Source organism: Clostridium sp. chh4-2 (genome assembly GCF_002899675.1).
Taxonomy (GTDB): domain Bacteria; phylum Bacillota; class Clostridia; order Lachnospirales; family Lachnospiraceae; genus CHH4-2.
On the sequence record NZ_PKUU01000009.1, the window covers coordinates 15,644 to 28,679 of the forward strand.

Below are 13,036 nucleotides of genomic sequence, written 5' to 3' on the forward strand. Positions count from 1 at the left end.
TGGCTGCCCCATACGAGATGGAGGGCAGCGGGAAGTTCCTTCCCACGCAGAGTTTGGAAAAAGCAGTCCAAACTCCATGAATTTAGGCCGCCAAAGCGGCGGAAAAGAGAGGTAAATATGAAAAAATCATTAGTGAGTATATTATTAACAGCGGGAATGGTATTGAGCCTTACCGCCTGCGGTTCTAAACCGGAAGAGTCCAAAGCGCCTGAAACAACGACGGCAGCTGAAACATCAGCGAAGGCTGAAACAACTGAAATGGCCGAAACGACAGAAAAAGCGGCCGCAGAGACGGAAGCTTCACAGGCAGATGCCAAAGAAGCGCAGGATTCCGGATTAGACGGAACGTTTACTGTAGGTTTTGACCAGGACTTCCCGCCAATGGGATTTGTAGGAGACGACGGTGAATATACAGGATTTGATCTGGAACTGGCCGAAGAGGTGGCAAAACGCCTTGGCGTGGAATTTGTTCCCCAGCCGATTGCATGGGATTCCAAGGATATGGAGCTGAATTCAGAGACTATTGACTGTATCTGGAACGGATTTACCATGACCGGCAGAGAAGACGGCTATACATGGTCCGAACCGTATATGAAGAACAGCCAGGTATTTGTAGTTACCAAGGATTCCGGCATTACGAACCTGGAAGGACTGGCCGGAAAGATCGTGACCGTTCAGGCTGATTCCTCTGCAGAAGCCGCATTAAAAGAAGATCCGGATTTAGCGGCCACATTCGGCACCTTGCAGACAACACCTGATTATAATACGGCATTCCGCGATCTGGAGATGGGAGCGGTGGATGCCATCGCCATGGACGTGATCGTGGCAGGTTACCAGCTTGAAAAGAAGAACAGCGATGAGTTCGTGATACTTGACGATCAGTTGTCGGAAGAAGAGTATGCGATCGGTTTTAAAAAGGGAAATACGGCTTTAAGAGATGCTGTTCAGGCGGAACTCGATGCAATGGCAGAAGACGGCACCTTAAAATCGGTTTCTGAAAAATGGTTCGGCAGGGACATTACCACCATTGGCAAATAAATAGTAAAACGGGCTGCTGCAGAATGCGGTTAATAGACGGATGATAGATCCCGGCATTTTGCAGCGGCTTTTTTCGGCGTTAGGGCCGGATGAAAATTACACGAATGGAGGAGAACGAAGATGGGGTTGGCATCACAGCTATTGAGTACAGGGGGGCAGATGGTGTCCGGAATGTGGGTGAGCATCCAGATTTTTGCGGTGACGCTGGTGTTTTCCCTGCCGCTTGGATTAATCGTGGCATTTGGGCGCATGTCTAAAAATAAGATCATATCCACAATTGTCAAATTTTATATTTCGGTTATGAGGGGAACGCCTCTGATGCTTCAGCTCATGGTTGTTTATTACGGGCCTTACTATCTGTTCGGAATCAAGATTAACAACAGCTACCGTCTGTGGGCGGCGTTTATCGGATTCGTGATCAATTATGCGGCTTATTTTGCCGAGATTTACAGAAGCGGTATTCAGTCCATGCCGGTGGGGCAGTATGAGGCGGCAAAGCTGCTGGGATATGGAAAAACGATGACATTTTTCCGGATTATCCTGCCCCAGGTGGTTAAGAGAATTCTTCCTTCGGTGACCAATGAAGTGATAACGCTTGTGAAGGACACTTCGCTGGCCTTTACCATCAGCGTATTGGAAATGTTTACGATCGCCAAGTCGCTGGCCTCTTCCCAGGTCAGTCTTGTTCCGTTTGTGGCGGCAGGGCTTTTTTATTATCTGTTTAACCTGATTGTAGCAGGCATAATGGAATACGCGGAAAAGAAATTGTCTTATTACCAGTAGGAGGGAGAACAGGGATGTATTTATTGCAGATGAACCATATTAAAAAATCATTTGACGGACTTGGCGTGCTCCGGGACATTTCTTTGGGGGTTCAGGAAGGGGAGATCGTGTCTGTGATCGGGCCTTCCGGCTCAGGCAAATCCACGCTTTTGCGGTGCGCCACCATGTTGGAGGAGATGGACAGCGGAGAGATCGTCTATCTCGGGGAAAAGGCGGCGTGGACCGGTTCGGACGGGAAAGCCGTTTATGCGAAGAAAAGCCAGCTGAAGAAGATTCAGAGCCAGTACGGGCTGGTATTTCAGAATTTCAACCTGTTTCCCCACTATTCCGTGATGAAGAATATTACGGACGCGCCCATAGCGGTGCAGAAACGGAAAAAGGAAGAAGTATATGAGGAAGCCCGGGCGCTTCTTAAAAAAATGGGCCTGGAAGATAAAGAAAATGCTTATCCATGCCAGCTGTCGGGCGGCCAGTGCCAGCGTGTAGCCATTGCCCGGGCCCTGGCGTTAAATCCGAAAATACTATTTTTCGACGAACCCACTTCAGCTCTTGACCCGGAACTGACCGGAGAGGTCTTGAAGGTGATTAAATCATTGGCGGATCTGGACATTGCGATGGTGATCGTGACGCATGAGATGGCATTTGCCAGAGAGATTTCAGACCGGGTGATCTTTATGTCCGACGGCGTGATCGTGGAAGAGGGAAAACCGGAAAAGGTTTTTGCATCGGATAATGAGCGGACAAAGAGCTTTTTGGGACGTTATTTGCAGCAGTAATTTACACTGAGAAAAAATAATATTTAATATATAGGGAAAAACTGTTGTGTTTATTTCTCCAATTTGCTACAATGATGTAGTGAATAACCGATAATTTTACTGAAATAGCGCGCAGAAGGAGAAAAGGCCATGATGTTGATATGCATTGGCTGTATTAGTTTCCCGTTGTTTATTCTTTATGATATGAATCAGATTAAGTCTAATAGCAAATTTTTCAAACCGCTGTTTTTCGTTGGTTCTATTATTTTATTTTCAGTGACCTTAAAACTTTCAGCGACAGTTTATGATAGCGACTATTCAGTTGCCTTTCTTACTGTTGCTGTTTTTTATTTGCTGGCAGGGCTGAATCTGCTTTTGCTGGTATACACGTTGTTTTTTGCAATTCCGTTTCAGGAGGCTTATGTAGAGGGTTCGAAACAGAAGATCTGCAAAGAAGGGGTATATGCGCTGTGCCGTCATCCGGGGGTGATTTTTCTGGCCGGCTTTTACCTGTTTTTAGGGCTGGCGCTTGGCCGCCCGGTGATGCTTCTCGCTGGTTTGTGTTTTACGGTGCTGAACCTCTTATATGTGTGGATTCAGGATACTTATATCTTTCCGGCATTATTTGACGGATATGAGGAGTACCGGAAGGAAGCGCCTTTTTTGATCCCTGACAGGGACAGTGTGAAAAAGTGCAAAAGAGATCTGAGCCGCAGGTACGGAAGAAAATAATGGGGGGAAGAACCGTGTTAAATTACGGACAGAAGGTTAAAAAGCAGCAGTATAAGGAGATTTGGCAGGAATACTGCGGATTTTTAGACTTGTCAATCGACGAGTATATGGGAATTCAATACAGGCTTATGGAGGAACAGATTAAGGTCTGGACGGCCAGCGGGCTGGGGCAGATGTTTTTGAACGGGAAAAAGCCTCAGACGGTGGAGGATTTCAGACGAGTGGTTCCTTTGACAACCTATGGGGATTACGCTGACGTTTTGCTGGGCAAGCAGACGGATATGCTGCCCGGGGAACCGGTAATCTGGCTTCAGACCACATGGGAGGGCGGAAAACATCCCATTAAGGTGGCGCCTTATACCAGAGCCATGCTGGATGTATTTAAAAGCAATCTGCTGGCGGTTACCGTGCTGGGTTCCTGCGGCGAGACCCAGAAGACCAGGCAGCAGAACGGCGACCGGGTGCTGTTCGGACTGGCGCCTCTTCCGTATGTGACCGGTCTGTTTCCTGTGATATTTGCAGAGGAAGTGGACTTTAAATTCCTGCCTCCTGTTAAGGAAGCGCTCAGCATGTCCTTTGGCGAGAGGAACAGGAAAGGTTTTTCTCTGGCAATGCAGCAGGGGATCGACCTGTTTTTTGGGCTGAGCAGTGTAATATACTATGTGACTGAGAACTTTTCGGACTCCATTAAGAGCAATTCCTCCGGCAGCATGCTGAAAAAAGCCGTTCATATGAGGCCTAAGATGATCTACCGCTATTTGAGGGCCAAATTCCAGTGCAGCAAGGAAGGGCGTGAGATCAAGCCCAAGGATTTATTTAAATTGAAATCTCTTGTGTGCGCGGGAACGGATACGGCTTCTTATAAGGAAGCGCTGAGAGACGCATGGGGAATCAAACCTCTTGAAATCTTTGCGGGAACCGAGGTGTCCATGGCGGCTACGGAAACTCAGACCCGCAATGGAATGGTATTTTTCCCGGACAACTGTTTTTACGAATTTATCCCTGAAGACGAATTTTATAAGGAACTGGCAGACCCTTCGTACCAGCCGGCTACGGTGCTTATGAACGAACTGGTTCCTGACCATAATTATGAGCTTGTGATCAGCGTATTGAAGGGCGGAGCATTTGCCCGGTACAGAATCGGGGACATGTTCCGGTGTATCAGCAACGGAGGGGATAAGAGCACATCTCTGCCCCAGCTGGTATTTTTGGACCGGGTGCCCACTGTGATCGATATCGCCGGTTTTACAAGGATTACGGAACACTCCATTGAAGAGGTGATTGAGCTTTCCGGACTGGCCGTGAAACATTGGATTGCAAGGAAGGAATTTGACGGCAAGAGACGTCCGTTTCTCCATCTTTATGTGGAAATGGATGAGAAAGAGCTGGATCATATCGCTATCAGCAAACAAATATTAAAGGAACATTTGGAAGTGTATTTTACATATTTTGATACGGATTACAGGGATTTAAAAAAGATGCTGGGAATCGAACCTCTGCAGATCACCATATTGAAATGCGGTACTGTGGATGAGTATGCGAAACGAACGGGCAAGAAGCTGAGACGGCTGAATCCGTCGGCATTTGAGCTTTCTGAATTTATGAAATTTGACAGTCAGCCGGATGGCGCTGAATGGAGGTGCAGGCAATGAATGTGAATATTCCGTTTATCTGGGTGCCGATCCTTGCAGTTGCCTGCTATCTGTTTCTGATGATAGCCATGCTTTCGGCGAAGAAAAATAATGTCATCCAGGCATTTATCCGGCTTTTGGCCTGCTGTCTTATCTGGACCGGCGGCTCCATGCTGATGCGCCTTCAGGTTTATCCCGGATATCAGGTGTGGTATGAAGTTTCAATTCTGGCGTTGTTTGCGATCCCTTTGATTGCTTATCAGTTTGTCTATCATTTTGTGGAGTCCAGCGACAGATATGCAAAAAAGATCTGGACGGTGGGAACCGTCGTTATGCTGGTGCTGACTCATTTTCAGCTGTTTTTGAAGGTGCCGGAACTGGTACAGCTTTCCGACGGACGGGCAGTATTCGTCTATCATACCACGTGGACAATTGGGATTCCCACCGTATTTCTGGTTCTGATGATGATTCACGGAATCGGAATGGCGGCATATGGGGTGAAGGAGCGGGAGGTTCCGCTAAGCAGCCTCATGCCGATTATGATCGGGCTTCCCATCATGGCGGTGGGAAATCTGGTTTCTATTATCCCGGGCAACTATTTTCCATGGGATACGCTTTCCGGTATTTTGAATGCCTGTCTTTTGTTTTACGCACTGTACAGAAAAAGGCTGTTTCGGATGACCCTTTTGGTGTCCAGAGGCGTGGTAATGGCCGAGGCCATGTTATTGTGTTCGGTAATGGGGGCATATCTGATCAACCCTATGGAAGATATACTGCTTCGCTATTATCCTCAGGTTGAGAAGTATACAATCCTGATCATCGCCATTTTTTTTGCTGTTTTTATGATGCTGATCTATCAGATTATGCAGATGATATTTAACAATCTTTTTTTGAAAGAGGAGCAGGTACAAAATGATTTGCTGAAGGAATTTACCATGGCGGTATCCAACAGCCTGGATATTGGGGAAGTGCTGGCTCTGCTGGTGGAGGTGATCTGTTCGGCCATTCATGTGAAAAAGGCGTATGTTTGCCTGCTGGATGAGACGGGACACCATTTCAAGCCTGTGCAGTCTGCCGCTCCCCTGGATGTTAAGGGATTTTCCATTTCGGTGGATAATCCGTGCATTACCTGGTTTAAGGACCGTGATACTGTGATGATGGTCCGGGAGTTTAAACGTTCCGCTACCTATAAATCCATGTGGGAAGAGGAAAAAAGGCTGATCACCGATTTGAAGGCCAGCTGTATCATACCGCTGAAAAGCGATGGAATTCTGGTTGGCATAGTCCTTTTAGGAGAGAAGGAGAGGGGAAGCGACTTCACGTTTGACGATATTTCGTTTCTGGAATCGGTTCAGTCCATCGCTTCTGTGGCCGTTAAAAACGCCAGCCTTTACGCCAGGGCGAAGCGGGAGGCGACTACGGATCAGCTGACCGGTCTTCTGAACCGGAAATCATTTATGCAGGTTCTTCAGGAGGAATATGAGGCCAAGAGACAGGATTCCCTGGCCCTTCTTATCTTGAATCTGGATGATTTTAAACTGTTCAACCAGTTGTACGGAACGTATGAAGGGGACAAGACCCTTCAGAGAATTGCGCAGATTATCGGCAGCACCGTGGGAAGCAACGGGACGGCCTGCCGCTACGGAGGCAAGGAATTTGCAGTCTGCCTTCCCGGGTACAACGCTTTGCAGACCATGAACCTGGCTGAAAATATACGGAGCCAGATTTCTAAAATCGATAAAAATTCGGATGGAGCCAGGCTTAAAACGGTTACCGTCTGCGGCGGAATCTGCGTGGCGCCTTACTGCGCGTCCACTGTAAAGGAACTGCTGGAAAATACGGATATGGCTGTGTATAACGCCAAGAGAAGCGGTAAAAATAAGATCTGCCAGTACACGATGGGCGAAAAGAGTGTGGGGGATACCGGCACTGCGTCCAATATCATGGAAAGCAACTATGAAGAATATGCCGCAACCGTTTATGCTCTGACAGCGGCCATCGATGCGAAAGACCACTACACGTTCCAACACAGTCAAAATGTGGCCGATTATGCCACCGCCCTTGCTAAGGCGGCCGGGTTAAATGATGAGCATACCCGCATTATCCACGAAGCGGCTCTTCTTCACGACATCGGTAAGATCGCCATTCCGGAACAGATTTTAAGAAAACCCGGCAAGCTTGACGACAATGAATATGATATTATGAAAAGCCACGTGGAGCACTCCATTGCGATCATCCGCCATCTGCCCAGCCTGGATTATGTGATCCCGGCCGTTGTGGGCCATCATGAAAGGTGGGATGGACGCGGTTATCCGAGAGGAATTGCCGGCGAGGATCTGCCGATCGGCGCCAGGTGCTTAGCGATTGCGGATGCATTTGACGCGATGACATCGGCCAGAAGTTATAAAGCGGCTTATTCGGTGGATTTTGCCTGTCAGGAACTGATCAGCCAGTCGGGACGTCAGTTTGATCCCATGCTGGTGCCGGTATTTTTGGAATTAATCAAGAACGGAACCATAAAGGTGCCTGAATTGGAGCAGAAATAACCGAAAATATGAGAAACAAAAAGACCAGCCGGGGTAGCTGGTCTTTTTAGGAGAAGGTATTTCGTTTCTTATGGGGTGTAGCAAAAACTATATAATGTATTGGGGGGGTTTACGTTAATTATAATATCACACCTGCAAAAAGAAGTCGATTATGAGTGTGCACAAAGATTTTTGCAAAATGGCGTGATTTTTGTTACTATTCACAGCCCCGGCGGTTTCTGCCGTCTGTGCCGGCTTTGGCGGTATGCAGGAACTTTCCTGTGACTTTGCAGGGCATTAGCAATTCTTAACGCGCAGAATTTTTCGTTCAAGGGAAATGTCCACCTGTTTGAGCGTGAGCGAGTTTGGGCATTTCCCTTGGTTTTTAGAAAAATCCTGCACGTTTAGAAGTGATTATGCCCGAAACCGGAACTGGAAAGTTCCTGCATACCGCCAAAGCCGGCACAGACGGCAGAAACCGCCGGGGCTGTGAATAGTAACTGATTTTTAGGAAAAAATACGCAAAGACGTTGAAAAACACTTGCAAAATAAAGATTTTACTGTACAATGATATTGATGCATAAGATGGGGCCAGGTACTGACCCTTCTTTTTATGAAAACTATTTTATGGAAGCGAAGCAGATAATAGAAAGGTATAGGATATGATTAGCGCAAATAATGTCACACTGAGAGTTGGTAAAAAAGCATTATTCGAAGATGTAAATATTAAATTTACAGAAGGTAACTGTTATGGTCTGATCGGTGCAAACGGCGCCGGAAAGTCTACATTTTTAAAAATTTTATCCGGGCAGCTGGAGCCTACCACCGGTGATATCGTTATTTCCGCCGGTCAGAGACTTTCTTTCCTGCAGCAGGATCATTTTAAATACGATGAATTTCAGGTTCTGGACACCGTAATTATGGGAAATGCCAGACTGTACCAGATTATGAAAGAAAAAGATGCGATCTACATGAAGGAAGATTTTTCCGATGAAGACGGCATCAAAGCAGCAGAGCTGGAAAGTGAATTCGCTGAGATGAACGGATGGGAAGCGGAGTCAGACGCCGCTAACATGCTGAACGGACTTGGAATCGAGACAGAACTCCATTACAGCCTTTTAAAGGAATTAACCGGCGCACAGAAGGTTAAAGTATTGCTGGCACAGGCTTTATTCGGCAACCCGGACATTCTGCTTTTGGACGAGCCGACCAACCATTTGGATCTGGATGCGATCGCTTGGCTGGAAGAATTCTTGATCAATTTTGAAAATACGGTAATCGTGGTATCCCATGACCGTTATTTCCTGAATAAAGTATGTACGCATACTGCGGACATCGACTATGGCAAGATTCAGCTGTATGCCGGAAACTATGATTTCTGGTATGAATCCAGTCAGCTGATGGTAAAACAGATGAAGGAGCAGAACCGCAAGAAAGAGGAGAAGATCAAGGAATTACAGGAATTTATCCAGCGGTTCTCCGCTAACGCGTCAAAATCCAAGCAGGCGACTTCCCGTAAGCGCGCTCTTGAAAAGATCGAACTGGATGACATTAAACCGTCCAGCCGTAAATACCCATACATCGATTTCCGTCCGGCCCGTGAGATCGGAAACGAGGTTCTGACTGTGGAAGGCCTTACTAAGACAATCGACGGCGTTAAAGTTTTGGATAACCTTTCCTTCACTTTAAACAGAGAAGATAAGGTCGCACTGGTAGGACCAAATGAACACGCTAAAACCATTTTATTCCAGATTCTTGCAGGAGAGATGGAACCGGATTCAGGAAGCTACAAATGGGGCCTGACCACAAGCCAGTCCTATTTCCCAAAAGACAACACAGCGGAATTCGACAACGACGACACCATCGTCGACTGGCTGACCCAGTATTCACCGGAAAAGGACGTGACTTATGTCCGCGGTTTCCTTGGACGTATGCTGTTTGCCGGTGAAGACGGAGTGAAAAAAGTGCGTATTCTTTCCGGTGGAGAGAAAGTGCGCTGTATGCTTTCCAAACTGATGATTTCCGGCGCCAACGTGCTGATGCTGGATGAGCCTACGGACCATTTGGACATGGAATCCATCACGGCTTTAAACAACGGACTTGTGAAGTTCCCGGGCGTTCTGATCTTCTCCTCCAGAGACCACCAGATCGTACAGACAACCGCCAACCGGATTATGGAAATAGTCAATGGACAGCTGATCGATAAGATTACAACCTACGACGAGTACCTGGAAAGCGACGAGATGGCTCGTAAGAGACAAGTCTTCACCCTCTCCGAGTCCCAGGAAGATTGTGATTAAACTTTTTTATTTAGTTTAGAAAGAAACGCCGGAAAGAAGGGAACACCCGGGCGGCCGGCAGAAATGAAAAGACATAGGGGATTCGAGTTTCGACCCTAAGTGATACTAGGCCGTCAAGAGCAGAAAAAGGCAGCGTGGCGCCATTCACGATGAACTCTTTATGACTTCATCGTTCAGTGGCGCCTCAAATACTGATTCGGAATTCAGTATTTGTCTGCCTTTTTCCGCTCTTGACGACCAAGTATCACTAAGGGTCTGCAAACGATCCCCTATGTCTTTTCATTTCTGCCGGCCGCCCGGGTGTTCCCTTCTTTCCGGCTGTTGCTTGGCTGGCTGAGGATAAAAAAGATTTTACGGATGGAGTAATTTTTACATCAAGGGTGAAGGCTTTTTCGGAAATGCCTTGAGGATTTAATGTAAAACGTGAAGTCATTTCGGTAAATGCTTTGACGAGCTATGTATAACGATCCATGTAAATTTAGTTTTACGTAAATACCGATGCAATAACATTGTTTTTAACCGGTCCGGTTCCCCCTCCGCTTCGTCTCCTTCCGGCTCCGCCTCCCGGTTCTGTGCGTACCTTTCGCCAACCCCCTTAAATAACAAGTTTATTCAATATATGGATGGGCTCTCCAATAGTCGGTGGCCATGGTGATGAAATCTTTGGCGGCATTGTTTATGTAGTGGCTTGGGGCATAGGCGGCGGTTAGTTCCCAGCTGGCGATTTCGCCCAGGGAAAAATAGGAGATATAGTCGCTGGGGAGGGCATAGCAGCGGGGGATGATGGAACAGCATTGGCCGTTTTCGGTTAAACGTTGCATGGTTCGCATGCTGGTGGATTCAAACAGTAGTTTTGGCTTGAAACCGGCTTTTTCAAAGAGGTTGTCGATCACCGCACGCATGGTGGAAGTCTTTTTTACGAGCGTGAACAGATTGCCGGAAAATTCCGTGAGGGAGATTTCCGGATATTGATCCGGTTCCAGTTTTTCCTTGTAGGCCAAAGGGTGAGACTTGGGGATACACAGATAAAATGGTTCCCGGAGAATTTCCGTGTAAACAAGATGTTTGTATTTCCTTTCGTAAATGGTTTGAAAACTGATGTCCAGCTCATTGGTATCCAGCATCTTAACCTGGGTTTCCACATCCGCCTCAATGGGTTGAAATGTGGTGCTGGGATATTTGGCATGCATCTTTGGATAGATGGCGGTAAACATCTGGATTCCGCGTTCCGGCGTAAGGCCGATGGTGATCGTGCCTTTCCATTTCTGCGCCATATCCTGAATCTGATTGTAGGTCTGTTTTTTAATCAGAAGAATGCGCTCTGCATTTTCTATATATAATTTTCCAATATCGGTCAGTTCCCAATGATTCCGGGTGCGGATGAAGAGGGGGGCGCCAAGTTCTTTTTCCAGTTTCAGCAGCTGCTGGTTTAAAGCCGACTGAGTTACATACAGTTCGTCGGCAGCTTTGGAAATGCTTCTGTGCTTGGCGATTGTCAGAATATATTCGATTATCTTAGTTTCCATGACAGAAAACTCCTTTGTATTAAATGGTATTTAGATTTCCTGATCCTTTGTTATAGTTGGATATTGTGCACAATAAACTTTAGAAAAACTAAACAACAGTTTATTTTAATTAAGTTGCTTTTCATATACCTTATTTATATAATAAAAACATACAAAAAACAAGGGAAAATACAAAGAATTTAAACATTTAACACAAAAGGAGGAAATGAATTATGAGAAGAAGAGGAATGGCGGCCGCGTTGGCGGCAATGCTTACGATTGGCTCGGCACTTACGGGATGCGGGGGCGGAGGAACCGGTGGAACAACGGCAGCTTCCACTGCAGCGCCGACAGAAACAGCCGCATCACAGGCAGAAACATCTGTTGGGGAAACCAATGCTCCGGCGAAAGAATTAAATTACATCAGCACCTTTGATGTAGCCGGCGCAGGTGATGTGGCGCTGGATGTGATGATAACATCGCTGGGGGATTCAGACGGAGGCCCATATTTAAGAGGCGTTATGGATGATTATATGGCCATGTATCCCAATGTTAAGCTGAACCCGGTAGAATGTTCCATGAACGATTTATATACGACTTTGATCACTCAGGCTACAGCGGGCACCCTTCCCGACATTTTCACCATGACGGAAGCATATTCTGCCAACTGCCTTGAGATGGGCATGAGCGTGGACAATATGGCGGAGCTTTTGGGTGACGAGTATTTAAATGGACTGATGGAAGCCGCAGTTGATAATGCAACGGTTGACGGAACGCTGGTTTATATGCCATGGCAGAACAATATTACGGCTATGGTATATAGAAAAGACCTTTTCGAAGAAAAAGGAATCGAAATTCCTAAGACCTGGGATGAATTCCTGGAAGCAGCGAAAACCTTGACAGAGGATCTTGACGGAGACGGTAAGACAGACCGGTACGGCGCCGCATTTGCCGGAACCAGAAATGATTCCGCAGAATCCAGATTCCAGACATTTGCACTCACCTATGGCTGTGATTTTGTAACGGACAACGGAGACGGCACATTTACTTCCGGCTTTGGAACAGAGGAATTTAAAAATGCGATGACTTCATTTGTAAACATGGCTGCCAATGAAGGCGTGACACCTCCTGGATTTATTGAAACCGGTTATTCAGAAGCTTACACCATGATCGCGGCGGACCAGGCCTGCATGTTTTTCAGCGCATCCAATGTGCTCGGAGGCATTTACAATGCGAATCCCGATATGAAAGGCAAGATGGGGAGCTTCCCGATGCCGACGGCCGAAGGCGTAGACCCTGTAACTTCATTTTCAAGCGTAGGTATGACCATCAGCAACACCTGTAAAAACCCTGAGGTTGCGGCTGATTTCCTGAAATATATGACAAGCGTGGACAACAGCGTTACATGGAACCAGGCTACCTGCCGTCTTCCGGTGGTAAAAGATGCGCTTACTGCAATCTGCGAGGCTGACGAAGCCTATTCAGGATTTGCGGATGCATCTGACAGCGCGGTTATCTATCCGGCGTTTGCAGGGCTGGCGGAACTTAGAGATGCCTGCGGCGAGTGCTGGCAGACCGTTGTTGCGGAAGGCGCGTCCATAGACGATGCGGTGGCGGCTGCGGCGGCTAAGGCGGAAGACGTGGCGAAATCTTATAGCAAGTAGTGTTTTTTTACATGAAGGGTGAAGGCATTTTCGAAAATGCCTTCGCCTTTAAAGTAAAAACGTGAAGGCATTTCACGAAATGCCTTCACCCTTTATGTAAGGA

9 protein-coding genes are annotated in these 13,036 nt (G+C 47.0%); 8 read left to right on the forward strand and 1 reads right to left on the reverse strand.

Going from position 1 to position 13,036, the window contains the following annotated elements; all coding sequences use genetic code 11:
* Positions 1–117 precede the first annotated feature (117 nt).
* The 7 genes from C0033_RS11215 to C0033_RS11245 all read left to right on the forward strand — a co-directional run bounded on the left by C0033_RS11215 (position 118) and on the right by C0033_RS11245 (position 9,764).
* A complete protein-coding gene (locus tag C0033_RS11215) occupies positions 118–1,038 on the forward strand; it encodes an amino acid ABC transporter substrate-binding protein (RefSeq protein WP_103227968.1) in 921 nt (306 codons plus the stop codon).
* 120 nt (positions 1,039–1,158) lie between these two features.
* Entirely contained in the window at positions 1,159–1,821 is a 663-nt protein-coding gene (locus C0033_RS11220; RefSeq protein WP_242984477.1) for an amino acid ABC transporter permease, read from the forward strand.
* Between the two features lie 14 nt (positions 1,822–1,835).
* Positions 1,836–2,597 carry an amino acid ABC transporter ATP-binding protein gene (locus C0033_RS11225; RefSeq protein WP_103227969.1) on the forward strand — a complete coding sequence of 254 codons (762 nt, stop codon included), beginning with the start codon at positions 1,836–1,838 and terminating at the stop codon, positions 2,595–2,597.
* 129 nt (positions 2,598–2,726) lie between these two features.
* Entirely contained in the window at positions 2,727–3,308 is a 582-nt protein-coding gene (locus tag C0033_RS11230; RefSeq protein WP_103227970.1) for a hypothetical protein, read from the forward strand.
* Between the two features lie 14 nt (positions 3,309–3,322).
* Positions 3,323–4,960, forward strand: a complete 1,638-nt coding sequence (locus C0033_RS11235) for a GH3 auxin-responsive promoter family protein (protein WP_242984478.1) — start codon at positions 3,323–3,325, stop codon at positions 4,958–4,960.
* Entirely contained in the window at positions 4,957–7,485 is a 2,529-nt protein-coding gene (locus tag C0033_RS11240) for an HD domain-containing phosphohydrolase (protein WP_103227972.1), read from the forward strand. Before C0033_RS11235 ends, C0033_RS11240 begins: the two co-directional genes overlap by 4 nt.
* 641 nt (positions 7,486–8,126) lie before the next feature.
* Entirely contained in the window at positions 8,127–9,764 is a 1,638-nt protein-coding gene (locus C0033_RS11245) for an ATP-binding cassette domain-containing protein (protein WP_103227973.1), read from the forward strand.
* Between the two features lie 608 nt (positions 9,765–10,372).
* Here C0033_RS11245 and C0033_RS11250 read toward each other — a convergent pair.
* Positions 10,373–11,290: a LysR family transcriptional regulator gene (locus C0033_RS11250; protein ID WP_103227974.1), complete on the reverse strand. Its 918-nt coding sequence runs from the start codon at positions 11,288–11,290 to the stop codon at positions 10,373–10,375.
* A 212-nt stretch (positions 11,291–11,502) separates the two neighbouring features.
* Between C0033_RS11250 and C0033_RS11255 the strand changes: the two genes are divergently transcribed.
* Positions 11,503–12,933 carry an extracellular solute-binding protein gene (locus C0033_RS11255; RefSeq protein WP_103227975.1) on the forward strand — a complete coding sequence of 477 codons (1,431 nt, stop codon included), beginning with the start codon at positions 11,503–11,505 and terminating at the stop codon, positions 12,931–12,933.
* The last annotated feature ends 103 nt before the right edge of the window (positions 12,934–13,036 follow it).

Coding starts and splice junctions, on each gene's coding strand:
- C0033_RS11230 (WP_103227970.1), top strand. CDS start 2,727: ATGATGTTGATATGCATTGGCTGTATTAGTTTCCCGTTGTTTATTCTT.
- C0033_RS11255 (WP_103227975.1), top strand. CDS start 11,503: ATGAGAAGAAGAGGAATGGCGGCCGCGTTGGCGGCAATGCTTACGATT.
- C0033_RS11250 (WP_103227974.1), bottom strand. CDS start 11,290: ATGGAAACTAAGATAATCGAATATATTCTGACAATCGCCAAGCACAGA.
- C0033_RS11225 (WP_103227969.1), top strand. CDS start 1,836: ATGTATTTATTGCAGATGAACCATATTAAAAAATCATTTGACGGACTT.
- C0033_RS11215 (WP_103227968.1), top strand. CDS start 118: ATGAAAAAATCATTAGTGAGTATATTATTAACAGCGGGAATGGTATTG.
- C0033_RS11245 (WP_103227973.1), top strand. CDS start 8,127: ATGATTAGCGCAAATAATGTCACACTGAGAGTTGGTAAAAAAGCATTA.
- C0033_RS11220 (WP_242984477.1), top strand. CDS start 1,159: ATGGGGTTGGCATCACAGCTATTGAGTACAGGGGGGCAGATGGTGTCC.
- C0033_RS11240 (WP_103227972.1), top strand. CDS start 4,957: ATGAATGTGAATATTCCGTTTATCTGGGTGCCGATCCTTGCAGTTGCC.